We start from the raw sequence: 23,964 nt of genomic DNA on the forward strand, positions 1-23,964 counted from the left end.
ATATCCGGCTTTAATCTATCTTATTGATAAAACAGTTAATTTATTTTATCTATGGCGGTTATGACAAGCGAATGGCTTCCATTACATCTTTAACTTGTTCAACTCGTGTAATCAATCGACCGACAATATCGGCATTAAAAACCTCAAGATCAAAGTCCATGATCGTTAACTGCTTCTTGTAATCATTGCGGCTCTTCATGCCTGACACTTTAACTTTTTCATTAGCAAACAGAGTCGTTAGATCCTTTAACAGCCCAGTTCGATCCATTGCTGTAATACGTAAAGTCAGGATATAAGAGCCAACAAAACCACTTCCCCATACCGTATCAATAATACGTTCTGAAGCATGATGACGAAGCTCGTTTAGCTGATCACAGTCACTGCGGTGAACTGAAATACCACGGCCTTGTGTAATATACCCTGCAATTGGGTCACCCGGAATTGGCTGACAACAACGCGCTAAATGCGTCATTAAGTTATCAACCCCTTCAACAACAACTGCATCTTTACGTTGTTTGCTCTGTGCTTGTGCCTGAGCTTGCGCTTTTGCTTCTGATTCTTGAAGTTGCTCAAGCGCCTTTTGATCTTCTTGCTCTGCCGTTGGTTTATTTACTAGCGCATTGATGTGATTTACGATCTGGTTAATACGAAGATCACCACTACCAATCCCAGCAAAAAGTTCATCGGTTGAATTTACATTGAAACGCTTAAGAGCATAACGCTCAGCATCTTTCAATGTTCCACCAATTTTAGCTAATTCAACTTCAAGGATCTCTTTACCTGCGTCTAGGTTTTTCTCACGACTTTGCTTTCTAAACCACGCATTAATCTTAGCGCGAGCACGGCTCGAGTTAACAAAACCCAATGTTGGATTTAACCAATCACGTGATGGATTTGGTTCTTTTTGAGTGATAATTTCAACTTGATCACCCATTGATAATTGATGCGTGAAAGGAACAATGCGTCCACCAACCTTAGCACCAATACAACGATGTCCTACTTCTGAGTGAATATGATAGGCAAAGTCGAGTGGTGTTGCTCCCATAGGTAAATCGACCACATCACCGCGAGGCGTAAAGGCATAAACACGATCATCAAATACTTGGCTACGAAGTTCATCCAGCATTTCGCCCGAATCAGACATCTCTTCTTGCCAATCAAGTAACTTACGTAACCATGTGATTTTTTCATCATAACCACTACGGCTGTTACTACCCGGACCTTCTTTGTATTTCCAGTGAGCAGCAACCCCTAACTCTGAGTCTTCATGCATGTCCTTAGTACGGATCTGAATTTCTATGGTTTTACCTTCAGGACCAAGAACAACAGTATGAATAGATTGATAACCATTGGGTTTTGGGTTTGCTACATAGTCATCAAACTCACTTGGTAGGTGCTTAAATTTGGTATGAACAACCCCCAAAGCCGCATAACAATCTTGCAGTTTATCAGCAATAATTCGAACCGCTCGAACATCAAAAAGCTCATCAAAGGCCAAGCTTTTCTTCTGCATTTTTCGCCAAATACTGTAGATGTGTTTAGGTCTACCGCTTACTTCAGCATTGATATTACATACTTTCATCTCATCACTTAAATCAGTGACAAAATCATGGATGTATTGCTCACGAACAATTCTTCGTTCTGAAAGTTGTTTCGCGATTTTTTTATAGGTATCCGGTTGTTGATAGCGGAAAGAGTAATCCTCAATTTCCCACTTTAATTGACCAATACCTAGACGGTTGGCAAGCGGAGCATAAATATTATTACACTCTTTCGCAGCAGCACGACGCACTTCATCTGGTTCATTTTTCACTTCACGTAGATTACAAATACGTTCAGCTAGTTTAATGATCACACAACGAAAATCATCCACCATAGCCAGTAGCATACGGCGAATATTATCGACTTGGTTTGATGCTGACTCAGGCCCTACGGTTGCATTTAATTGTCCAATTGAGTCCATCTCTTCGACGCCCTCAATGAGTTTTTCAATTTCTTTACTGTAATGCTCTGTGAGGATTTCTTTATCTAGAAGACCACTCGACACCAATGGGAAAAGTTGTGCAGCAACCAAGGTGGCTTTATCCATACTCAGAGTGATTAAAATTTCAATCATCTCTCGGCCACGCCATAACAATAGCTGGCCATTTTCATGGGACGCCACTAATTCCTGACAATGCAGGTAAACTTCTGTCAGTTTTTTTGAAGTGGGTTTATCTTGTTCGAGGCTGTCTATCCATTCAGCTAACTCGAACGTTTCATTTTCCTTTAGATGTGCTCCGCGAACTGCGACCATGTCCGTTTCCTATTAATTCTCTAATCTGTAATTCTTTTGATCCCGCCTAACGAACTCAAGAATGAGTTAACGTTCAAACAATGCCATAGATTCCAAATGCCCTGTATGAGGGAACATATCAAGCATACCTAGCCTAGTAAGCTTGAAACCGTGTTGAATAAGTAATTGGCTATCGCGCGCAAGTGTTGCTGGGTTGCACGAAACATAAACCACGGTTTGAGGCTTTAATTTTGCCACAGTTTCCATCACACCTGCAGCCCCTGCTCTGGCAGGATCCAGTAAAATTTTTGTAAACTTTGTGCTAGCCCACACTTGATCGCTAGCCTCTTCTTCTAAGTTAGCTTGATAAAACGACACATTAGAAAGATGATTTCTTTCGGCGTTCAATTTTGCACGTTGAACCATGTCATCAACCCCTTCAATCCCCACTACTGTTTTTACTTTTTTAGCTAATGGCAAACTAAAGTTTCCTAACCCACAAAATAGATCCAATACGCTGTCGTTTTCATTTAAATCTAACCAAGATAAAGCTTGCTCTACCATTTGTTCATTGACGTTACGATTTACTTGAATGAAATCTTTCGGCGTAAAATAAATTTTGGTGCCATCAATAAGATAAAATGGTTCTTCTCCACGAACATGATTTAATACATCCGCTTCAGGCATTAGGTATAGGATTAAATTGCGTTCTTCACAATAATTAACTAACGCTTTCTGATCCTTCTCATTAAAATCTGCCACATGGCGAATAAGTAAAACGCTGCCATTATCTGCTTGTACAAGCTCAACATGACCTAGGTTTTTCTTACCTTTTAACTGATTTAATAAAGTAAATAATGACTCTAAATGTTGATCTAATTCTTGAACAAGAACAGGGCAATGGCGAACATTTACAATTGCCTTACTCTGTTTTTTACGAAAACCAAAATCAAGCTGATTGGTTTGTTTATTGAGCATTAAACTGATGCGAGCTCGACGACGGTAACTCAGTTCCTCACCCATAATAGGCTGAACCATCTCACATTGTGAGACACCTTGCTTTTTCATCAGTTCTTGTAGCTTTTCATTTTTCGCTACAATTTGTTCTTCATGTTGTAGATGCTGTAAATTACACCCACCACATTCATGATAATGCTGACAAATCGGTGTTTGGCGCTTTTCACTTTTCTGCGCTAACTTGATCAGTTTTGCACGAGAAAATTGCTTCTTTTGCTCAATAAACTGAATGATCGCTTTTTCACCAGGCAATGCTCCCTCAATAAACACGGGTTTCTTATCAACAAAAGCAATTCCAGCTCCGTTGTGATCTAATCGAACCACATCAACTGATAGATGTTTTGTGTTTACAGAAGCTTTCTTTTTCGGTTTGAAGAATTGCGCCATTATTACTGCCTGGTTTACAAAAATTAGCTCCATTATACCGAAACCATATGAAGATGCAGTCTTGATTTACGTTCTATCTTGCGCTTTCGACAGAGAATAATTGAGCTTAGCCTCTAAGTTGATTAAGCTACGCCCTCAAGGAAGTTAAACGAATCGAATTTATATGAAAAAATACGGCCTACGTGCACGAGTCATAACGCTAACATTAGCGCCTACATTAATTATCGGGTTACTGCTGAGTGGTTTCTTTACCATGAACCGATACAATGACTTAGAGAATCAATTAATCTCTAGTGGCACAAGTATTATTGAACCTCTTGCTATCTCTAGTGAATACGGAATGACAGGAAAAAACCGAGAAGCGGTTCGTCGTTTAATTAGTTACGCTCACAGAAAGCATTCCAATATTGTTCGTAGTATTGCCGTATTTGATGAGCATCATGAGCTTTTTGTTACTTCTAACTTCCATCCAAACTTTGAAAGCTTAACGTTTCCTAAAGATAAACCCATTCCATTACTTCTTGATATTTCCTTTCAAGAAGAATCTCTGATTTTAAGAACCCCTATTCTTCCTGAAGGTAAGTTCTCAGCTAATTTCGACTCATCTCATATCAATGAGCCATTAGGTTATATCGCCATTGAACTTGATCTTTCTAGCTTACGCTTACAGCAATACCAAGAGATATTCTCTGCGTTACTCGTTCTTGCTTTAGGTTTAGGTCTATCCGGTATCTTTGCTTATCGTTTAATGCAAGATGTGACTCAACCTATCTCACACATGGTAAGTGTGGTTGATAGGATCCGCCGTGGCCACTTAGATGTTCGTATTGAAAATAAACTGCATGGTGAATTAGATACCCTAAAAAATGGTATCAACGCCATGGCTATCTCACTATCTGAATACCATGTCGAAATGCAACAAAGTATCGACCAAGCAACCTCTGATCTTCGAGAAACCTTAGAACAGTTAGAGATTCAAAACGTTGAGTTAGATATTGCGAAAAAACGTGCTCAAGAAGCCGCTCGTGTGAAATCTGAATTCTTGGCAAACATGTCACACGAGTTAAGAACACCGCTTAATGGTGTAATTGGTTTTACTCGACAAATGCTAAAAACCTCATTGTCTGAGAACCAGCAGGATTATCTACAAACGATTGAACGTTCAGCGAATAACTTACTGACAATCATCAACGATATTTTAGACTTCTCTAAACTGGAAGCGGGTAAATTACTATTAGAAAACCTACCATTTGATTTCCAAGATAGTCTTGATGAAGTTGTTAGTTTATTAGCACCAAGTGCTCACGAGAAAGGATTAGAGATCACCCTAAAAATTGATCAACGTGTACCATCTGGTTTAATCGGCGATCCACTACGTATTCAACAGGTTCTCAATAACTTAGTAGGTAATGCGATTAAGTTTACCGAAAAAGGCAACATTGATATCTCGGTTGAGTTAAAACACTTAACTGATGATTACGTTGACCTGCAGTTTGTGGTTCGTGACACCGGCATTGGTATTTCTGAACGCCAACAAGCGCAACTTTTCCAAGCATTTAGCCAAGCAGATGCCAGTATTTCTCGTCATTACGGTGGTACAGGTTTAGGCCTTGTTATTACCCAAAAACTAATTTCTCAAATGGGTGGTGAGATAGGCTTAAGTAGCCGTCTGCACCAAGGTTCTACCTTCTGGTTTACGATCAGAATGAACCCAACAGATCTACCTATGCTGAATGATCATGACATTACTCAGCTAGAGAAGAAAAAGCTGTTACTTATCGAACCAAATATGCAATCGGCTTCTATTTTGCAGCAACAATTTATTAGTCATGGTGTCTTTGTTACTTATCGCTCAACACTACCTGAAATTATCGAGCCACATGACTACGCGTTGATCAGTTTAAGCTCGAACTCAAAACCGAGTATTGAAACGATCCAAGAGATGACATCTCAACTTTCAGCTAACTGCTCAACGATCATCGTTGGTCTACCAAGTACCGAGCTTGCTTTAACTGACGAACTAAACCAGTTCTCGCATATTACGTGTCTATCTAAACCGTTTGCGAAGAAAAAACTCTTAGACGCTCTACTTGTTGAGAAAGATCTGCAACCCGTTCCTGAGTTGCCTGATTTAATGGCTCATGCTTCTGAAGAGCAAAAATTACCAATTAAAGTCATGGCTGTTGATGATAACCCAGCTAACTTGAAACTGATTTCAGCACTATTAAGTGAGCAAGTAGAAACCGTTATTACCTGTGATAATGGTTTAGATGCGGTTCAACAAGCCACAGAACAGCACTTCGACATTATTCTTATGGACATTCAAATGCCTAAAATGGATGGGGTAATGGCATGTAAAGAAATACGTAAAACAGCACTAAACGCACAAACACCAGTTGTTGCTGTTACTGCACATGCGATGGAAGGTGAGCGTGAACGCTTAATTAGCGAAGGCATGGATGACTACTTAACTAAGCCAATCGAAGAGCATGTTTTACAACAAGTGATCATTCACTGGAGTCCATTAACGGACAACAGCGACGTTGAAAAAATCACAATATTAGCGGATGCAATCCCTGAACTTCATGTCGAAGAAGCCAATGATAAAGTCATGGGCAGTATCGATTGGGAAGCGGCATTAAAACAATCAGCAGGTAAAGAAGACCTTGCACAAGAAATGCTACAGATGTTGATCGACTTCATTCCTGAAGTAAACGAATGGATTGATAAGGCGTTAGAAAGTGATATTTCTGAAGAAGAACTTTGCCATTATATTCATAAGCTACATGGCAGTAGCTCATATTGTGGTGTCCCACGCTTGAAGCAACTTTGTAATTTAATTGAAACGTCATTACGACAACATCAAACTATCTCAGATATTGAACCAGAGCTGTTTGAGCTGCAAGATGAAATGGAAAAAGTAACTAAAGATGCAAACCTGCTATTAAGCAATAAATAACTGAACGTCTGATTAAATGATAAAACCAATCTAACCGTAAGTTAGGTTGGTTTTATTTTAAGATTCGAAGATTACGGTTGCTACTGCATAATGACGTTCATCAGAAATAGTAAGATGAATATTCGCAATATGACTTTTTTGGGAAAGCTCTAACGCCTTTCCTGACAAGGTTAACATTGGTTTTCCATTTTCATCATTTGAAATCGTAAAATCATGAAAAGTAACACCATGAGCAATGCCAGTGCCTAATGCTTTTGATGCCGCTTCTTTAGCAGCAAAACGCTTAGCTAAAAACCGCCCTTTCTGTTTTAACTCTTGATATATTTCAAATTCAGACTGACTTAAAATACGTTCTGCAAATGCATCTCCTGAGCGTGAAAGGGCCTTCTCAACCCTTTCAATCTCTGCAATGTCAGTACCTAAACCAACAATTGCCATTACTTACGAGCACCTAGCATAATACGGTGCATATCCGAAACCGCCTTTTCTAAACCATCAAACATCGCTCGTCCCATAATTGAGTGACCAATGTTTAGCTCGTAAATCTCAGGCAGTGCAGCAATGGCTTCTACATTATGATAAGTCAAACCATGACCAGCATTTACAATAAGCCCTTTACTTGCTGCATAGCTTGCACCAGCTGCTATCTTCTTCAGCTCATCTTGCTGTGCTTCTTCTGTTTCAGCATCAGCATAAGCACCTGTATGAAGTTCGATGAAAGGAGCACCACACTCAACAGCCGCATCAATTTGCTCTTTATCAGCATCAATAAACAAAGATACCTTAATGCCCGCCTCTGTTAGCTTTTGAGTTGCAGCTTTCACTTTTTCTAGCTGACCTGACACATTCAGGCCACCTTCTGTTGTTAACTCTTCACGTTTTTCAGGAACAAGACAAACAAATTCAGGCTTGGTTTCTAAAGCGATCCCAACCATTTCATCTGTAACAGCCATTTCTAAATTCATTCGAGTTTGCAGCGTTTCACGCAGAATACGTACATCTCGATCTTTAATATGACGGCGATCTTCACGTAGGTGAATCGTAATACCTGCAGCACCAGCACGCTCAGCGATTTCTGCTGCGTGTACAGGATCCGGATATTTAGTACCTCGCGCATTTCGAAGGGTTGCTACGTGATCGATATTAACGCCAAGTAAAATTGAACTCATTTTAGAATACTCCTTGTTCTAGGAAGAAACAGTTCCCTACTTTTTAGGGGCTTACCGCCAAGATACGGCTTTAAGGCTATACGTGTAAAGCGTTTTGCCGCTTTTAATTGTTCTGGTGTGGTAAATCGTCGCTCACTAATGGCAATAAGCTCATTACCTTTAAAGCTCATTAAAGGGTCATGACGAATGGACGCCATGAAACCTTGTTGCTCACGGTAACGATAAGTCATTTCAGGAGAGACCATTTCACCACTGCCTGCACAATGTAAGAAATCAACGCCGTAACCCATTGCTGATAATAAAGCCAATTCAAAACGTCGTAGTGCGGGTTCTGGGTTGGTACTCTGAGCTAATTCAGTTAAAGCGGTGAGGTAATCAAGAAAAAGGGCTGGATATGGGGTTTCTTGCTCTACAACTCGCACCAATAATTCATTGATGTACATTGCTGAGTAAAGATTAATGCCAGTAAGAGGAATGCCTAAGCTGATGGTTTCAGCTTGTCGCAGCGTACGCATGGATCCTTTACCTGACCATTTCATCAGCAATGGGGTAAAGGCTTGTAGTACACCTTTTAAATTAGAGCGCTTACTTCTCGCCCCTTTGGATATAATAGATAAACGGCCATACTCTTCGCTAAACACATCTAAAATTAGACTGCTTTCACTATATGGTCTACGGTGCAGGACAAAACAGCGTTGTAAGCCTTCTTCCACGTTTCTTACCCATTTAATTAACTATACGCTTCGCTAACGATAAAGCTTTGCTTCTAGAGACTATAAAAGATCTCTTTCGTTATAACAAAAAATCCCAAACAACTTAAAATAATCTGATTAAGTTATTCGGGATCCTGCTCTCGCTCTTATAGTTTCTAGTTTCTAGTTTCTAGAAATTATAAATCGTCGATGTAACCTAGAGAACGAAGTGCTCGCTCATCATCAGCCCATCCAGATTTCACTTTAACCCAAAGCTCTAAATACACTTTACGGTCAAATAAACCTTCCATATCGATTCGAGCTTCGCGGCCAATAGTTTTGATCTTTTCACCGTTCTTACCGATAACCATTTTCTTCTGGCCATGGCGCTCAACAAGGATCAAACCATTGATGTGGAAACCATCCATTTTTGGATTGTAATCAAAACGCTCAATTTCAACGGTTACTGAATAAGGCAATTCTTCACCAGTAAAACGCATCAATTTTTCACGAATAATTTCTGATGCCATGAAACGTTGAGAACGGTCCGTTACGTATTCCTCAGGGAAGTGGTGAACCGCTTTAGGCAAGTGCTCACGAACTAACTTATGAACCACATCTACGTTAGAACCTGTTTTTGCTGAAATTGGCACAACATCAACAAAATCCATTTTCTCCGTCATCTCTTGTAAGTGAGTCATAACGTCTTTTTTATCTTTAACGTTATCAACTTTATTCACTAACAATACTGTTGGGAATTCAGATTTTTTCAGTTTGTTTAGAACCATTTCATCGTCAGGAGTCCAGTGAGTACCATCCACAAGGAATAATACTAAATTCACATCACTTAACGATGAGTTTGCAGCACGGTTCATTAAACGGTTAATTGCTCGTTTTTCTTCGATATGAAGGCCCGGAGTATCAACATAAATCGCTTGATAATCGCCATCAGTATCAACACCCATAATACGGTGACGAGTCGTCTGAGGTTTACGTGAAGTAATCGAAATCTTCTGACCTAAAATTTGGTTAAGAAGCGTTGATTTACCTACGTTTGGGCGGCCAACAATAGCAATGAAACCACAATGTTGGTTGTCACTTACTGCTTCTGACTTTCCTTCTGATGCGAAATACGCGTCTAAATCAAATTCTTTTTCATCTGACATTAGTTAAGTTGTCCTAATGCAATGTCAGCAGCCGACTGTTCTGCCTTGCGGCGACTGCTTCCTTTTCCGATAACCGGCTTATCCAAGCCAGCCACGATACATTCAATAGTGAACTCTTGATTATGAGCTTCACCTTTAATTTTAGTTACTGTGTACGTTGGTAATGGCTTACGACGACCTTGTAAGTACTCTTGAAGACGTGTTTTCGGGTCTTTTTGAGATACGCCAGGTTCAATTGATTCAAGGCGAGTGTTATACCAAGATAAAATAATGCCACGTACTGTTTCAGTATCACTATCTAAATAGATAGCACCGATAATTGCTTCTACCGCATCCGCTAAAATAGAGTCACGACGGAAACCACCGCTTTTCAATTCGCCAGGGCCTAAGTATAGGTAATCACCTAGCTGAAACTCACGACCAAGCTCTGCTAATGTATGACCACGAACTAATGTTGCACGCATACGACTCATATCACCTTCATCCACTTTAGGGAAACGGTGGTACAAATCATCTGCAACAACAAAACTCAAAATCGAGTCGCCTAAAAACTCTAGACGTTCATTGTGTGTACCATTAGCGCTACGGTGAGTCAGTGCTAACTTAAGAAAACTTTCATCTTTAAATTGATAGCCAATTTTCTTTTCTAAGCGTTGTAGTGAAGAATTCATATATTTTTAATCAGTCTATGCCACCGATGCGATTAAAACGAACACCAGTAGGAATAAAGGAAGGCAGCATGCTATCGCTACCACGGTCAAATTCAAAGCTGATCCAGATCCCGACCGCTTTACCAACCAAGTTCGTTTCAGGAACAAATCCCCAATAACGACTGTCAGCGCTGTTGTCACGATTGTCACCCATCACAAAGTAGTTACCTTCTGGTACTACCCATTCGTTGTAACCAGGTCGAGGTTGATACATCGACACACGATCTGAACGCATAGGGTTAACCAAAATATCATGCGTTGTATCTTTCGCTAATTGCTCAGTATATTGAACTAAATTAGTGCGATCTTGCATGAATTCACTGTCTTTCATATTCGTTAATGGAATGATGTTACATTGGCTTTCGCCTTTTGGTTTCACACACAATTGCTTAGATGAGCTATAGATAACCGTATCACCAGGTTCACCAACTACACGTTTAATATAGTCGATATTTGGTTGTGGTGGGTATTTAAATACCACAATATCACCACGCTCAGGTTTACCCGTTTCTACAAGTTGTGAACGCCAAACAGGGTCTTTAATTCCATAAGAGAATTTTTCAACCAAGATAAAATCACCCACCAATAACGTCGGCATCATCGAACCGGATGGGATCTGGAACGGCTCATAAATAAATGAGCGCAACACTAAAACAATACCAATTACAGGAAAAATAGAGACAGACTGCTCAATCCACGCTGGTTGTGGGGCTACTTTTTCAAGTGTCGCCTCATCAACTTGTCCATTCGCTTGTTCACGTGCTGCTGCAATTTTTTGCTTACGCTTTGGTGCCCATACGAATTTATCAATTGCCCAAATAACACCAGTAAACAGGGTTACTAGAACCAATATCAGTGAAAAAGTGTTAGCCATTACATTCCCTTCGGTTGTTAAGTGTTGCATAACAAAGAAAGCGAAGACCATGGATCATCGCTTTCTTTGAGTTGTAATAAAGCTTAAATTTACAGAACTCTGAAGATTCAGAAATCAGAAAATTAATCTTTACCTACATGAAGAATCGCAAGGAAAGCTTCTTGTGGTAATTCAACATTACCAATCTGCTTCATACGTTTCTTACCTTCTTTTTGCTTCTTCAACAGTTTTTTCTTACGGCTAATATCACCACCGTAACATTTTGCAATTACGTTTTTACGTAGTTGCTTAACTGTTGAACGCGCAATAATGTGAGCACCAATTGCTGCTTGAATCGCGATATCAAACATTTGGCGAGGGATGAATTCTTTCATCTTCTCAACCAACAGACGACCGCGACCTTGTGCATTATCATGGTGAGTAATGATAGCTAATGCATCTACTCGATCACCATTGATTAATACGTCTACGCGAACCATGTTTGATGCTTCGTAACGCTGGAAGTTGTAATCCAGTGATGCATAACCACGAGATGTCGATTTCAGACGGTCAAAGAAGTCCAAAACAACTTCAGACATTGGAATATCGTAAGTTAGTGCAACTTGGTTACCGTGATAAACCATATCAACTTGTACACCACGTTTTTCAACACATAGACTAATTACGTTACCTAAATAATCTGCTGGTACTAAGATGTTACAACGAGCAATTGGTTCACGAATTTCATCTAAATCGTTAACTGCTGGCAGTTTTGATGGACTATCTACGTACAGTAAATCGCCGTTATTTAGTACCACTTCGTAAACTACTGTTGGTGCTGTAGTGATGAGATCAAGATCGTATTCACGCTCGAGACGCTCTTGAATGATTTCCATGTGAAGCATACCAAGGAAGCCACAACGGAAACCAAAACCAAGTGCCGCTGAACTTTCTGGTTCATAGAAAAGTGATGCATCGTTTAGGCTTAATTTACCAAGAGCATCACGGAAGTTTTCATAATCATCAGAAGATACAGGGAATAAACCTGCATATACTTGTGGTTTTACTTTTTGGAAGCCAGGTAGACGCTCTTCACACCCGCCTTTCGCGTGTGTCAATGTATCACCTACAGGAGCACCAAGAATATCTTTGATACCACAAACAACCCAACCAACTTCGCCAGTATTCAACACATCAGTATCGATTTGTTTTGGAGTGAAGATACCAATACGGTCGATACCCCAAACTTGGCCAGTGCTCATTACTTTGATCTTGTCATTTTTCTTCAGTGAACCATTTTTAATTCGAACTAAAGAAACAACACCTAAGTAGTTATCGAACCATGAGTCGATAATAAGTGCTTGTGTTGGTGCGTCAGGATCACCTTCTGGTGCAGGAATAGATTTAACGATAGTTTCAAGAACTTCATCAACACCTAAACCCGTTTTTGCTGAACAGCGCGTTGCGTCTGTTGCATCAATACCAACGATCTCTTCGATTTCTTCAGCTACACGATCTGGATCTGCCGCAGGTAAGTCAATCTTGTTTAAGATTGGCACTACTTCTAGGTCCATTTCTATAGCTGTGTAACAGTTTGCTAGAGTCTGTGCTTCTACACCTTGACCCGCATCGACAACCAATAGCGCACCTTCACAGGCAGCAAGTGAACGCGATACTTCGTAAGAGAAGTCAACGTGTCCAGGTGTGTCGATAAAGTTTAGTTGATAAGTCTCACCATCTTTAGCCGTATAGTCGAGCGTCACACTCTGGGCTTTAATAGTGATACCACGTTCACGTTCTAGATCCATTGAATCAAGAACTTGCGCTGCCATTTCACGGTCTGACAGGCCACCACAAACTTGGATTAGGCGGTCAGATAGTGTCGATTTACCGTGATCGATATGGGCAATAATAGAAAAATTACGAATGTGCTTCATGAATGATGTGACAAACTCAATTAGTTAATAGGATTGGATCGTGAGATCAAGTTGTGGGATTCTACCCAATTTCTGAGCAAGTCGCTATCTTATCGTGCAGCATTTCCCAAGTTTGTGTCGGAAAGTGGCTCTCCTAGCACTCTAAGTAAGCTAACTTGTTGTTCTGTTTTTTGCTCAATATGATGAGAAAGTCTTTTTGCTAATTGGTAACCACCAAGGGAAAATAAAGTCGATACAACAATTGTTGTGAGCTCTCCAACACCAATCATTGGGCTTAAAAACCACTCAGACAATAACGCACCAAGCAATAAAAACAGAAGTGGCGTTAAATAAACAATAGCAGCGGACTGCAATAAATTCTTCTCAGGTAGGCCAATTTCAACCAATTGACCTACTGATAACTTTTTCTCAGTATGAAATGCCCAATGATGGACTTTTCCAGGTAGCGCTTTAGAAACAATCCCTGTTCCACAAGAGTCTTTTGATGAGCAGTGGTTACAACTTGTTTTTTGTTGGCATCCCACTACTACAATATCTTCTTGTACTTCAAGAACGGTAGCTAATGCAGTCATCATTTTGATTACTTATCCTCAATAATTGGTTTTGATTCACTAAAAACCACTGATTCAGCAATACGTTTAGCTGTTAATGCTGGGATGTCACCAACAACACTGATTTCATAATCGCCTTTAATATAACTATGTAATGAACGACGACCTTGGCGAACAAGCTGTTCTTTATGACTGAGTTTATCGGCTTCTGAGATATAAACCGAAAAATTAAATAGACCATCAGAATACATCTGACTTTCCACCGCTCTTTGGTTCATGGCTAAACGATAACGATTAAAGTGAATATTTTTAAATCCACTCGGTATCCATGTTACTTCCCACGTCGCTTTATCATTTGTTGAACTCGGAATCGAAATTACTTTAGGTAACTCAGCATCACCTAATCGTTGTGTCATATACGTCGCAATTTGGTCATTTACGGTATAAGAAATCACACGATACTGTTCGATAATGTCACCTTCTCGACTAACTAAGTCAGTACGCATAGGGAGATGACTACGTTCATCAATCCAAACAATATAAGAGTATCTATTACCGTCTTTTGAAACAATTCGCACTACTTGAGATGCTGTACCCGCTTCTCTTGCTCGACCTACCGATACAAAATCATAATATTGCTTTAATTTCGCAATATCTTTATGCAAAAGAGGAATAATAGGCGCAACAATCGCCTCTGATTTAATCGTAAACGGCTTGCTGCCTTGCTCTAAGTAACTGATCTCATTATTTCTACGTATAACCTCACGCATTGAACCACTAAGATAAACTAAGTGAGACAGTGTCATATTCTCTGAATGTGAGTGACGATACATAAAAGGTTCTATGCTACTTTTCTTAACTAAAATATAAGAAAGCTCATAATTTAAATTATGGCTAGCCTCTCCCATCAGATGCAACAAAGCCTCAGCAGAAGGTTTTTCTTCAGCTGAGGCCATTATTGGAAAGAAGCTGACCAATGCAATAAAGCTGATCAGGATACGTTTCATCTATTCTGCCAATGTTGAATTTTGTTCTAATAGCTCTCTATCAATCGAACCATCGTGAGCATTCAAACGAAGTTGTAATTCATAATCTTGTAACATCGCATTAATACGCTTACGTTGCTCCATTACATCCGCTTCACTTGAGGTTTTATTCACTAATGAATCACGCGTTAAACTCACTGGTTCAGCACTGCCACTAAATGGAATGGTATCAAGTACTTGAATATCCCCACTTGCAGGAATGGTACTTGGCTCTGAACCGTTATACTGCTGAACACCAACAATAACAACCAATGAGAAGCAGGCTGCCATGGCTACTTGGCCAAATTGAGTTAACCAACTAGGTAATGTCTTCTTTACTTCACTTGGTGTAGGTTGCGACGGCATAAACTCCGTCACCGTATCATTCATAGAATGAGCGGGTTCATCCTCAAGAGCGAGAGCAACGTTGGCAGCAATATTCCATTCTTTGCTGTCAGGTGCATCGCCTCTCATAACATCACCAATTAAATGGTAATTTTTCCAAGTCTCTGCATTTTCACTGTTTGATAAGGATTCAATGAACGCATTGTCCATTTCTTCATTATCTATAAACGCAGATATTTGTTCTTTATCAGTCATTGTCTTCACCGTTTGACCGTTGGAAATAATTAACGCTGCATTAGCGGTTGGATTTTTTTCTCAACAACTTCACGAGCTCGGAAAATACGCGAACGAACCGTACCAACCGGACACTCCATTACAGCAGCAATTTCTTCATAACTTAAGCCCTCTAGCTCTCGTAATGTAATTGCTGTTTTTAAATCTTCTGGCAATCCATCAATTGTTGAAAAGACGATTTCTCTTAACTCTTCTGACAACGATAAATTCTCTGGGTTCGTGATTTCCTTTAATGCACTCGCCCCTTCATAATATTCCGCCTCTTCTGCATCAACATCTGATGCTGGCGGCCTGCGTCCTTGAGCAACAAGGTAATTCTTAGCTGTATTGACTGCTATGCGATACAACCAAGTATAAAATGCACTGTCCCCACGAAAGGTTGGTAACGCACGATACGCTTTAATAAACGCTTCCTGGGCTACATCAGGCACATCACCACTGTTCTTTACGTAACGAGCAACAAGGTTACATACTTTGTTTTGATATTTTACAACAAGATGATTAAATGCTTGTTTATCGCCACGTTGAACACGCTCAATTAAAACTTGATCTGTTAACTGCTCACTCATTGGAGCGGGTACTCCCATGTTATTCTTCTTAGATGCGCATTAAGTCTACATAACGCAATAGCTTATAATGAACCAGCTATACCACGATTAACTTGAGCACTATGTATGAGTTTCTAATTCTTAGAAAGTTCCTTTATTATTACATTTTTTTATCAATTTAATATATCTATATCAATCCATGAGGTTTTAAAATCCTTTTTGCTGATATTTACGAACTTTTATTCTTGATATTTAAGATTCCATTCCAAAATGTGACGCAACCGGATAGATTCTGGTAAAATGATCGGATTATCACAGGAAAATGATGAATATATGAACATAACCAATGAACACAGTTGTGACGTTTTAGTCATAGGCAGTGGTGCTGCTGGTCTTTCTCTTGCCCTTAGAGTCGCACCACATGGAAAGGTGATCGTCTTAAGTAAAGGCCCTCGAAATGAAGGCTCAACCTATTACGCTCAAGGCGGTATTGCTGCTGTATTTGATGAAAGTGATACGGTTGAATCACATGTTGAAGATACCCTTGTGGCAGGTGCACACATATGTGACCGAGATGTCGTTACATTTATTGCAGAAAACGCAAAACATTGCGTTCAATGGTTAATTGATGGCGGCGTTCCTTTTGATCACGATGATGAAAAAGAAACCGATATCTCCGATCCTAAATTCCATTTAACTCGTGAAGGTGGACATAGCCACCGTCGTATTTTGCATGCTGCAGATGCGACAGGTAAAGCAATGCAGAATTCACTGCAAGAAAATGTGCTTAACCACCCAAATATTACTATTTTTGAACGCCACAATGCGTTGGATTTAATCACCGAAGATAAAATTGGTGGTGATGCGGATAAAGTTGTTGGTGCTTATATTTGGAATCGTGATGCAGAACACGTTGAAACCGTTCGTGCCAAATTCGTTATTTTAGCCACTGGCGGTGCATCTAAAGTATACCAATATACATCAAACCCAGATGTATCTTCAGGTGACGGTATTGCAATGGCATGGCGTGCTGGTTGTCGAGTTGCTAACTTAGAGTTTAACCAATTCCACCCGACCTGTCTTTTCCACCCTGACGCACGAAACTTCTTAATGACAGAAGCATTACGTGGTGAAGGTGCTTATTTACGCCGTCCAGATGGTACTCGTTTTATGCCAGATTTCGACGAGCGTGGTGAACTTGCTCCACGTGATGTTGTAGCTCGAGCTATCGATTATGAAATGAAGCGTTTAGGGGCAGACTGCATGTATTTAGACATCAGTCATAAGCCTGAAGACTTCATTCACCATCATTTCCCTACCATTAATGAAAAACTGCTTTCATTTGGTATTGATATGACAAAAGAGCCAATCCCTATCGTGCCTGCTGCTCACTATACTTGTGGTGGTGTAATGGTTGATAAACAAGGCCAAACCGATATTGATGGTTTATTTGCCATTGGCGAAGTAAGTTACACCGGCCTTCATGGTGCAAACCGTTTAGCATCAAACTCATTATTAGAGTGTGTTGTATATGCTTGGTCAGCGGCTGAATATATTATTAAAGATATGGATAAACGCGAACTACCACCAACATTACCAGCATGGGATGAAAGCCAAGTTGAATGCTCTGATGAAGAAGTGGTTATTCAGCATAACTGGCACGAATTGCGTCTATTCATGTGGGACTACATGGGTATCGTTCGTACTGATAAACGTTTAGAGCGTGCACTGCGTCGTATTCAGTTACTAAAACAAGAAACTCATGATTATTATAGTAATTTCAGAGTTTCTAATAACTTAATTGAACTACGAAATCTATTAGATGTATCAGAATTGATGGTACGTTGTGCAATGAAACGTAAAGAAAGTTGTGGTTTACACTATACGCTTGACTACCCAGAAGCATTGGAAGAGTCCGGCCCTACTATTTTAGTGCCAACCAACTTTAAGTAAGCGCTAACCAAGTTTATTTAATAACGACAACATGACTACTTTAAGAGCACCATTAATTGATGGTGCTTTTTTTTATCTATCGCATCTGAAAATAAATAAAAGTACTGCTTTGCATAAGCATTTTCAGCATAAATAATGCTTAATGAGCGACTATTCCACAGTACCCGTTTAACAACCCAATCACGATGATCATCGGTTTCTTTCTTTGAAAAAGTATAGCTACCTTGCAACTCTAATAGCTGATGGTAAGTAGCGTTCACTTGTTTATAAATGAAGTAAAAAAACAGGGGAAGGATTGGAAATGGGATTATCCCCATCAATAATATCGCCCATCCAAAGCAGAAATAACTACCATTTAGGAAAAGATAGGCGATATAAGAGAAGTTCAGCGTTATTTTAACGTAACTTGCTGAGGTTGTGCTCAACGATTTTATCTACCATAGATGCATGAGCAAGATTGTCACTGCGCCCATGTCCCATAATCCATGTAAATAAATCAGGATCATCGCACTCTAACAATGAAACAAAAGCTTGTTGTTCAGCTTCTGTAAGCTCTTCAAAATATTCATCAAAGAATGGCATTATTACCACGTCTAATTCCAGCATTCCACGACGGCAAGCCCACTTAACTCGTGCTTTTTCTTCGGCACTGTACATACTGTCCCCTAGCGTAAAAAATAAAATAACGGCCTTGAGTTTATCAGTCTATTTCAACGACAACCATGATCTAAAGTCATAAGATTAAGAAGATGCGACATGAAACTACTTGTTTCTTTTTACTGACATTTAAAATTTAGACATTTACTATAAAGAACATAACCTAACTTAAATAAGAGTTTTATGATGAGCACTCTATTCCCAGCATTAAATTTAAATAAAGATGAGCTATTACCAAGCTTCACTGTCTCCGAGTTAAATGATTGGGCATTAATCACAATGATTGGTGCAGATAAAAAATCATACCTACAAGGTCAAGTTACTTGCGATGTTGTTTCTTTAGCTCAAGATGAGATCACCTTCGGTGGGCATTGTGATGCAAAAGGGAAATTATGGAGTATCTTCCAACTCTTTCATCACAATGATGGCTACGCTTTATTTCAGCGTAAAAGTGCTATCGAAACAGAATTAACTGAAATCAAAAAATACGCTGTATTTTCTAAAGTCGATATTTCAATTAGTGATGAAATTTTACTTGGCTTTACTGGTGATAAAGCCCTTGAATGGATAAATCAGCATACTGATTCAAATGCCAACGTCCGAGTATCTAAATTTGGTACGTTTGCCAAAGTTAGCGATACACAATGGTTACTAGTAACAACCGATGATAAAAAAGAGGAACTTCTTTCTTTATTATCAGAAGCAACACTATGCGATGAGGCTATATGGTCTTTACACCACATTAAACACGCCTTACCACAAATAGATGCCCCACTATGTAACGAACATATCCCTCAAGCATTAAATCTACAAGCTATTAATGGTATTAGCTTTAAAAAAGGGTGCTATACAGGCCAAGAAACCGTAGCAAGAGCAAAATATCGCGGTATAAACAAACGTGCTATGTACTTACTTTCAGGTATCTCTGAAGCACAACCATCTGCCGGCGATGCTATTGAGCGTAGTGTGGGCGAAAATTGGCGTAAAGGCGGAACCATTGTTTCGGCATACCGCTTTGAAGATGGCTATACCCTTGCTCTAGCAATCCTCCCGAATGATTTAGATGAAGATACACAATTCAAACTTCAAGAATCTATCTGGGAAAAAGTAGAATTACCTTACACACTTAATGATGAGTAAGTTGCAAACATCTGTGACGGGTCTGCTTGATAAAGAGCAGATCCCTTATAGAATACTTCCACATAAAACCCCCGTAATCAGTGTTCAAGATGCCGCTGAACAACGTGGAGTATCTCCATCTCAGATGGTTAAGACGATTGTTTTACGAGATATGGGTGGGCGATTGGCTCTCGCTTGCGTTCCTGGAGATCAACAAGTAGATCCAAAAAAAGTACGACAATTATTAGATTGCCGACGCATGACCTGTGTTTCACCTGATGAAGTAAAACTGATTACAGGCTTTGAGATTGGTACGATAAACCCAGTAGTAACCGCGACACCTATGCCTGTTTTTCTAGACATTCATTTCCAACGATATCAATACATTAATATATCCAGCGGCGATAGAATGGCAGGAATTGAATTAACGCTCTCTGACTTATGTCATTTATGTCAACCAACTCTAGCTTCTTTGTGCCGAGAATTGGATTAATTTACATTCTTACATAACGAACTTGATCCATTACTCATTTCGCCACATCAAAAGATGAATTATTATTTATTTTTTATGAATAAGTAGCATTTTGGTTGATTTTTAGTTATTTTAATTATGTTCTTTTCTTACGAAAGAGCGCATAAATTGTTTAACTCCAAACAATTTACTCCAATATACCTATATATATTGGAAATGCATCTGTGACTGTTTGCCCGAACTCTGTTTCGGGCTTTTTTTTAATATTTTTATCTAGATAAAGATCAAATATCAGCATATTAAAATATTAATAATATGCTCCTCCTCACCTTATCCCAGTTTTGCAACATATATGTCACATAAATTTGGTTATAATACTATCCAGAGCATAAAAGCTCGTTTGTTTTAATCACTGAAGGATAATGTGATGCGATTTTTTAAGCACTATGCACCGAGCATGATTGCGAAACATATTAGTCGACTATTTAATGGAAAGATTCATATTCACGGCATTGGCGAGTTTCGATTTAAAGATGGTCGATTAGTGGCTCCTACAGAAGCGGAGCGTAAACACTATAAAATGGTAAAAGAAATTAACTCAGAAATAACTCGGTTGAAAATGGCTTATTAAAAATAAAGGTAGCATTGCGCTACCTTTTTTGTTTTTAGCTAAATATTATTTTTTTGCTATTTCTGGTAAATGCCCAGATAAGCCTAGCGCTCTTTTTAAGCATTCATCTTTAACAGGCGATAACTCATTCGTTAATGACATTCCCACTCCTCGAATGAACTTCTTAACTGGATTGCTTCCAGAAAATAACTCTTTAAACCCTTGCATAGAGGCGATCATTTGAGCGGCTTCTGCTTTTCTCCATCGCTCAAAAGAACGTAAATTAACTTTTAAACCGATGTCTTTACTTTCATTTTGTAACGCTAAAATCGTTTCAGCTAATGCAGCAGCATCGGCAACTCCAAGATTCACACCTTGCCCTGCTAAAGGGTGAATAGTATGCGCAGCATCACCAACTAATACCGCTCGATCACGAACGAAATCTTTGGCATAACGCATCTTTAATGGAAAAGCTTGGCGAGCACCTTCAACAGAACATAACCCAAGTTGATTATCAAATGCCGTAGTTAGACGTTTATTGAAATCGTCTTCAGGCATCGAAACTAAATCTTCGGCTTGCAAAGGATCAAGGGACCATACAATAGAGCTTAAATTCGGTTCACCTAATGGTAAAAATGCAAGCGGTCCTTCTGGTCTAAATATTTGTCGAGCGGTTGCATTATGAGCATCTACCGTTCGAATATTTGCAACCAGAGCGCTATGACCGTAATCCCAATGTGTTAAAGGAATATCTAACTGATTACGTAACCATGAATTTGCACCATCCGCACCAACCACCAGCTTTGCGGTAATGGCTTTACCTGATTCTAAATTAATCCAAGCTTCACTTTCGCCAAACATAATATTAGTGCATCGTTCTGGCGCTAATAATGTAACGTTTTCTTGTTTTGAAATTTTATCCAAAAGAGAAAGTTGTATAACTCGGTTTTCGACAATATGCCCTAAATTATGCTGAGCGATATCCTCTGCTTCAAATTCAATTTTAGCAAAGCTGTCTTGCTCCCATACTCGCATCGATGTGTATGGTGCTGCACGACGTGACAAGATTCCCTGCCATGCTCCAACATTATTTAAAATATTTTCACTTGCTCGACTGATCGCTGAAACTCGAATATCAGGTAAAGAGGCTAATTCCTCTTCAGGCAGTTGGCTTTCAATGACTGCGATTCTTAATCCACTGTTTTCTAATGCAGCGGCTACGGTTAAACCAACCATACCGCCACCAATAATCGCAATATCTACACTCTGCATCATAATTATCTTTTCACTCTACCCATTGCTCGTAATGTCACGGGTTTTAATAAAAAACGTAAAGTATCAACCGCATACAAACCAATATTTCGTCCAATTACCATTGGGAGTGAATGAGTTGCAAAGATAGAAATTAATCCTGCAGTCATCGTTATGGTTTGCTGTTGGTCTGGTTCTCGTCGATTCTGATACTCAGCTAGCACCGAATAATCACCAATATCTTGACCATTCAAAGAAGCTTGAGTAATACATTCGCTTAATGAAAATACATCTCTTATTCCAAGGTTAAACCCTTGGCCTGCTATCGGATGCAGAGTTTGAGCTGCATTACCAATAGCAGCAAAACGATGGGAAACATGCTGTTTTTGACGACGAAGTAACAAAGGATAATGTGCTCGCTTACCCGTTTTTATTAGCTTACCAAGGCGCCAACCAAATTCACTTTGTAAATGCGCTAAAAATTGCTCATCACTGTACTCTAATATTTCCTGCGATGCTTCAGGAGTAACACACCATACAAGTGAGCTACGACCATTAGACATCGGCAAGAGAGCGACAGGACCATGCTCAGTAAAACGCTCAAATGCTTTTCCTTGAGGATGAAGCTCTGTTGTCACATTAGCAATGATAGCGACCTGCTCAAAATCAAACACTTCAGATTCTAATTGCATGCTTTTGCACGTGGCAGATTCAGCGCCATCTGCTGCAACAACCAAAGATGCAGAAATAACCTTTCCTGTAGAGAGCGTTATCTTAGTCAGTGCTAACTCTCGCTCAAGATGAGAAACCGATGCAGGGCAAATAAGTTCTATATCTGAAGAGTTTATTAATTTTTTATGATAAAAGTCACCAATATCAGCAAGCTCAACAACATAACCAAGATCATCAACATTCAATTCTTTTGATGTTAACTCTGTTATTCCTGCGTGTTGCTGATCTGAGATGTGAATATGCTTTATTGGTGTTGCTAACGGGGCGATATCAGACCACAAAGCAATATCTTTCAATAGCTGCGCAGTTCCATTAGAAAGAGCAATACTTCGAGAATCATAGCCTGGGTGAGAATCAAGTTTTGGTTCGACAGCTTCAATAACCGCAATCGAAAGACGCCCTTGATTCATTTTTTCTAATGCTAAAGCGAGTGTTGCTCCCGCCATCGCACCACCAACAATAACTACATCATAATGTGTCATTCTAGAGTCCATTAATGCACTGTTTTAGATGCATCAGTATGTATTTGCTGACCTAATTCGGCATGAATAGTAAGAACACAAATACGTACATGCTCTACTATTTGTTCAAAGAGACTTTCTTGTTCTTCAAGATCATCATCTTCATCAATACCTAAGCGTGCAATTTCTTCTAAATCAGCTAACGCTTCTTTCAATGCATCAGATGTTTTATCTAATTTAAGCTCAACTAAACCTAAACCAGAGATAAAATGGTTAACCCACTCACTTAACCCATCAGCTCGATTCATTAAGCTCTCTTTCTCACTAGGAATTAGTAGCTCTAAAGCCAACTTCTCAGCCGTTAATTCAGCAACTGTGCATTGAAATACCGCACTTCCTACTTTAATTGCACTGTCTGGCCATCCCATCCCATCGTTAGTGTAATCATAAATCAATGGCTTCCAGGTTTGATCGTCAAGAGATAGACCACCGCTTATCATGCCAACTAATAAACCATGCAATTCTGATGGTGTAACTGCAAGTCCACTGTCTTTTAAAGCTGACTCAACGGTTAAAAACTCTGGCATTTTAATTTCGCTCATATTTGACGATCTCTAGATTAGGATTAATATCTCCATGCTACCACTTCATGCATTTTCAGAAAACTCACTATCTCTCGCAATTGAGTATCTTTTCATCAGATTGTTGTTTTATTAAGAATATAGTTAACCACCATCAACAAAGCGATGCGAAATACTTGAATCTTTTTACATCATTTCTT

23 protein-coding genes are annotated in these 23,964 nt (G+C 39.4%); 5 read left to right on the forward strand and 18 right to left on the reverse strand.

The features are described from left to right. Window positions 1-58: 58 nt before the first annotated feature. Complete coding sequence (relA, locus tag AVFI_RS10890) at window positions 59-2,296, reverse strand: GTP diphosphokinase (protein ID WP_012533961.1); 2,238 nt, start codon at window positions 2,294-2,296, stop codon at window positions 59-61. Window positions 2,297-2,362: 66 nt separating this feature from the next. Next, the gene (gene rlmD, locus AVFI_RS10895) at window positions 2,363-3,679 is read right to left on the reverse strand and encodes a 23S rRNA (uracil(1939)-C(5))-methyltransferase RlmD (protein WP_054775661.1); all 1,317 of its coding nucleotides are present in this window, start codon (window positions 3,677-3,679) and stop codon (window positions 2,363-2,365) included. Window positions 3,680-3,842: 163 nt separating this feature from the next. Here rlmD and barA point away from each other — a divergent pair, with 163 nt between their 5' ends. Continuing rightward, the gene (gene barA, locus AVFI_RS10900) at window positions 3,843-6,638 is read left to right on the forward strand and encodes a two-component sensor histidine kinase BarA (protein WP_188863577.1); all 2,796 of its coding nucleotides are present in this window, start codon (window positions 3,843-3,845) and stop codon (window positions 6,636-6,638) included. Between the two features lie 57 nt (window positions 6,639-6,695). Here the strand turns inward: barA and acpS are convergent, their stop codons facing one another. From acpS to rpoE, 11 genes are all read right to left on the reverse strand, one after another. Further along, window positions 6,696-7,076, reverse strand: coding sequence for a holo-ACP synthase (gene acpS / locus AVFI_RS10905; RefSeq protein WP_012533282.1), 381 nt, complete (start codon window positions 7,074-7,076; stop codon window positions 6,696-6,698). Continuing rightward, complete coding sequence (gene pdxJ / locus AVFI_RS10910) at window positions 7,076-7,807, reverse strand: pyridoxine 5'-phosphate synthase (RefSeq protein WP_017019056.1); 732 nt, start codon at window positions 7,805-7,807, stop codon at window positions 7,076-7,078. Before pdxJ ends, acpS begins: the two co-directional genes overlap by 1 nt. Next, the gene (gene recO, locus AVFI_RS10915; RefSeq protein WP_005420710.1) at window positions 7,804-8,520 is read right to left on the reverse strand and encodes a DNA repair protein RecO; all 717 of its coding nucleotides are present in this window, start codon (window positions 8,518-8,520) and stop codon (window positions 7,804-7,806) included. Before recO ends, pdxJ begins: the two co-directional genes overlap by 4 nt. A 176-nt stretch (window positions 8,521-8,696) precedes the next feature. Then, window positions 8,697-9,665: a GTPase Era gene (era, locus tag AVFI_RS10920; protein ID WP_012533166.1), complete on the reverse strand. Its 969-nt coding sequence runs from the start codon at window positions 9,663-9,665 to the stop codon at window positions 8,697-8,699. Further along, entirely contained in the window at window positions 9,665-10,336 is a 672-nt protein-coding gene (gene rnc / locus AVFI_RS10925) for a ribonuclease III (RefSeq protein WP_005420714.1), read from the reverse strand. The genes era and rnc overlap by 1 nt, the downstream gene beginning before the upstream one ends. A gap of 10 nt (window positions 10,337-10,346) precedes the next feature. Further along, on the reverse strand, window positions 10,347-11,249 hold the full coding sequence (gene lepB / locus AVFI_RS10930) for a signal peptidase I (RefSeq protein ID WP_188863578.1): 903 nt from the start codon (window positions 11,247-11,249) through the stop codon (window positions 10,347-10,349). A gap of 122 nt (window positions 11,250-11,371) precedes the next feature. Beyond that, window positions 11,372-13,165, reverse strand: coding sequence for a translation elongation factor 4 (gene lepA, locus AVFI_RS10935; protein ID WP_005420718.1), 1,794 nt, complete (start codon window positions 13,163-13,165; stop codon window positions 11,372-11,374). An 89-nt stretch (window positions 13,166-13,254) separates the two neighbouring features. After that, window positions 13,255-13,740 (reverse strand): SoxR reducing system RseC family protein, encoded by a 486-nt coding sequence (locus AVFI_RS10940; RefSeq protein ID WP_012533636.1) that lies wholly within the window; start codon window positions 13,738-13,740, stop codon window positions 13,255-13,257. Window positions 13,741-13,745: 5 nt separating this feature from the next. After that, on the reverse strand, window positions 13,746-14,723 hold the full coding sequence (gene rseB, locus AVFI_RS10945) for a sigma-E factor regulatory protein RseB (protein WP_017019059.1): 978 nt from the start codon (window positions 14,721-14,723) through the stop codon (window positions 13,746-13,748). After that, a complete protein-coding gene (locus AVFI_RS10950; RefSeq protein WP_054775660.1) occupies window positions 14,724-15,341 on the reverse strand; it encodes an RseA family anti-sigma factor in 618 nt (205 codons plus the stop codon). A 29-nt stretch (window positions 15,342-15,370) separates the two neighbouring features. Then, window positions 15,371-15,949 carry an RNA polymerase sigma factor RpoE gene (gene rpoE, locus AVFI_RS10955; RefSeq protein WP_005420724.1) on the reverse strand — a complete coding sequence of 193 codons (579 nt, stop codon included), beginning with the start codon at window positions 15,947-15,949 and terminating at the stop codon, window positions 15,371-15,373. 312 nt (window positions 15,950-16,261) lie between these two features. Between rpoE and nadB the strand changes: the two genes are divergently transcribed. Further along, window positions 16,262-17,881 carry an L-aspartate oxidase gene (gene nadB, locus AVFI_RS10960; protein WP_005420727.1) on the forward strand — a complete coding sequence of 540 codons (1,620 nt, stop codon included), beginning with the start codon at window positions 16,262-16,264 and terminating at the stop codon, window positions 17,879-17,881. A 35-nt stretch (window positions 17,882-17,916) separates the two neighbouring features. On the opposite strand, the gene AVFI_RS10965 is transcribed toward nadB, so the two are convergent. Both AVFI_RS10965 and AVFI_RS10970 read right to left on the reverse strand, forming a co-directional pair. Further along, entirely contained in the window at window positions 17,917-18,198 is a 282-nt protein-coding gene (locus AVFI_RS10965) for a hypothetical protein (protein ID WP_188863579.1), read from the reverse strand. 79 nt (window positions 18,199-18,277) lie between these two features. Continuing rightward, window positions 18,278-18,538, reverse strand: coding sequence for an FAD assembly factor SdhE (locus tag AVFI_RS10970; RefSeq protein ID WP_054775659.1), 261 nt, complete (start codon window positions 18,536-18,538; stop codon window positions 18,278-18,280). A 183-nt stretch (window positions 18,539-18,721) separates the two neighbouring features. On the opposite strand from AVFI_RS10970, the gene ygfZ reads away from it, so the two are divergent. The 3 genes from ygfZ (at window position 18,722) to AVFI_RS10985 (ending at window position 20,760) form a co-directional block, all read left to right on the forward strand. Next, a complete protein-coding gene (ygfZ, locus tag AVFI_RS10975) occupies window positions 18,722-19,678 on the forward strand; it encodes a tRNA-modifying protein YgfZ (RefSeq protein WP_188863580.1) in 957 nt (318 codons plus the stop codon). Then, on the forward strand, window positions 19,668-20,150 hold the full coding sequence (locus tag AVFI_RS10980) for an aminoacyl-tRNA deacylase (RefSeq protein WP_054775658.1): 483 nt from the start codon (window positions 19,668-19,670) through the stop codon (window positions 20,148-20,150). Before ygfZ ends, AVFI_RS10980 begins: the two co-directional genes overlap by 11 nt. Before the next feature lie 406 nt (window positions 20,151-20,556). Further along, the gene (locus AVFI_RS10985; RefSeq protein WP_012533528.1) at window positions 20,557-20,760 is read left to right on the forward strand and encodes a DUF1107 domain-containing protein; all 204 of its coding nucleotides are present in this window, start codon (window positions 20,557-20,559) and stop codon (window positions 20,758-20,760) included. Window positions 20,761-20,805: 45 nt separating this feature from the next. Here the strand turns inward: AVFI_RS10985 and AVFI_RS10990 are convergent, their stop codons facing one another. From AVFI_RS10990 to AVFI_RS11000, 3 genes are read right to left on the reverse strand one after another with little or no spacing between them, the layout of a single operon-like run. Continuing rightward, window positions 20,806-22,014 carry an FAD-dependent 2-octaprenylphenol hydroxylase gene (locus AVFI_RS10990; RefSeq protein ID WP_054775657.1) on the reverse strand — a complete coding sequence of 403 codons (1,209 nt, stop codon included), beginning with the start codon at window positions 22,012-22,014 and terminating at the stop codon, window positions 20,806-20,808. 2 nt (window positions 22,015-22,016) lie between these two features. Next, window positions 22,017-23,204 carry a 2-octaprenyl-6-methoxyphenyl hydroxylase gene (gene ubiH / locus AVFI_RS10995; protein WP_188863581.1) on the reverse strand — a complete coding sequence of 396 codons (1,188 nt, stop codon included), beginning with the start codon at window positions 23,202-23,204 and terminating at the stop codon, window positions 22,017-22,019. Window positions 23,205-23,215: 11 nt separating this feature from the next. Next, a complete protein-coding gene (locus AVFI_RS11000; RefSeq protein WP_054775656.1) occupies window positions 23,216-23,785 on the reverse strand; it encodes a YecA/YgfB family protein in 570 nt (189 codons plus the stop codon). Window positions 23,786-23,964: the final 179 nt, after the last annotated feature.

It is taken from the genome of Aliivibrio fischeri ATCC 7744 = JCM 18803 = DSM 507 (genome assembly GCF_023983475.1).
Classification (GTDB): Bacteria; Pseudomonadota; Gammaproteobacteria; order Enterobacterales; family Vibrionaceae; genus Aliivibrio; species Aliivibrio fischeri.

Bases quoted from the DNA above. Each gene is read 5' to 3' on its own strand.
- relA (WP_012533961.1), bottom strand. From the start codon at position 2,296: ATGGTCGCAGTTCGCGGAGCACATCTAAAGGAAAATGAAACGTTCGAG.
- rlmD (WP_054775661.1), bottom strand. From the start codon at position 3,679: ATGGCGCAATTCTTCAAACCGAAAAAGAAAGCTTCTGTAAACACAAAA.
- barA (WP_188863577.1), top strand. From the start codon at position 3,843: ATGAAAAAATACGGCCTACGTGCACGAGTCATAACGCTAACATTAGCG.
- acpS (WP_012533282.1), bottom strand. From the start codon at position 7,076: ATGGCAATTGTTGGTTTAGGTACTGACATTGCAGAGATTGAAAGGGTT.
- pdxJ (WP_017019056.1), bottom strand. From the start codon at position 7,807: ATGAGTTCAATTTTACTTGGCGTTAATATCGATCACGTAGCAACCCTT.
- era (WP_012533166.1), bottom strand. From the start codon at position 9,665: ATGTCAGATGAAAAAGAATTTGATTTAGACGCGTATTTCGCATCAGAA.
- rnc (WP_005420714.1), bottom strand. From the start codon at position 10,336: ATGAATTCTTCACTACAACGCTTAGAAAAGAAAATTGGCTATCAATTT.
- lepB (WP_188863578.1), bottom strand. From the start codon at position 11,249: ATGGCTAACACTTTTTCACTGATATTGGTTCTAGTAACCCTGTTTACT.
- lepA (WP_005420718.1), bottom strand. From the start codon at position 13,165: ATGAAGCACATTCGTAATTTTTCTATTATTGCCCATATCGATCACGGT.
- AVFI_RS10940 (WP_012533636.1), bottom strand. From the start codon at position 13,740: ATGATGACTGCATTAGCTACCGTTCTTGAAGTACAAGAAGATATTGTA.
- rseB (WP_017019059.1), bottom strand. From the start codon at position 14,723: ATGAAACGTATCCTGATCAGCTTTATTGCATTGGTCAGCTTCTTTCCA.
- AVFI_RS10950 (WP_054775660.1), bottom strand. From the start codon at position 15,341: ATGACTGATAAAGAACAAATATCTGCGTTTATAGATAATGAAGAAATG.
- rpoE (WP_005420724.1), bottom strand. From the start codon at position 15,949: ATGAGTGAGCAGTTAACAGATCAAGTTTTAATTGAGCGTGTTCAACGT.
- nadB (WP_005420727.1), top strand. From the start codon at position 16,262: ATGAACATAACCAATGAACACAGTTGTGACGTTTTAGTCATAGGCAGT.
- AVFI_RS10965 (WP_188863579.1), bottom strand. From the start codon at position 18,198: ATGGGGATAATCCCATTTCCAATCCTTCCCCTGTTTTTTTACTTCATT.
- AVFI_RS10970 (WP_054775659.1), bottom strand. From the start codon at position 18,538: ATGTACAGTGCCGAAGAAAAAGCACGAGTTAAGTGGGCTTGCCGTCGT.
- ygfZ (WP_188863580.1), top strand. From the start codon at position 18,722: ATGATGAGCACTCTATTCCCAGCATTAAATTTAAATAAAGATGAGCTA.
- AVFI_RS10980 (WP_054775658.1), top strand. From the start codon at position 19,668: ATGATGAGTAAGTTGCAAACATCTGTGACGGGTCTGCTTGATAAAGAG.
- AVFI_RS10985 (WP_012533528.1), top strand. From the start codon at position 20,557: ATGCGATTTTTTAAGCACTATGCACCGAGCATGATTGCGAAACATATT.
- AVFI_RS10990 (WP_054775657.1), bottom strand. From the start codon at position 22,014: ATGATGCAGAGTGTAGATATTGCGATTATTGGTGGCGGTATGGTTGGT.
- ubiH (WP_188863581.1), bottom strand. From the start codon at position 23,204: ATGACACATTATGATGTAGTTATTGTTGGTGGTGCGATGGCGGGAGCA.
- AVFI_RS11000 (WP_054775656.1), bottom strand. From the start codon at position 23,785: ATGAGCGAAATTAAAATGCCAGAGTTTTTAACCGTTGAGTCAGCTTTA.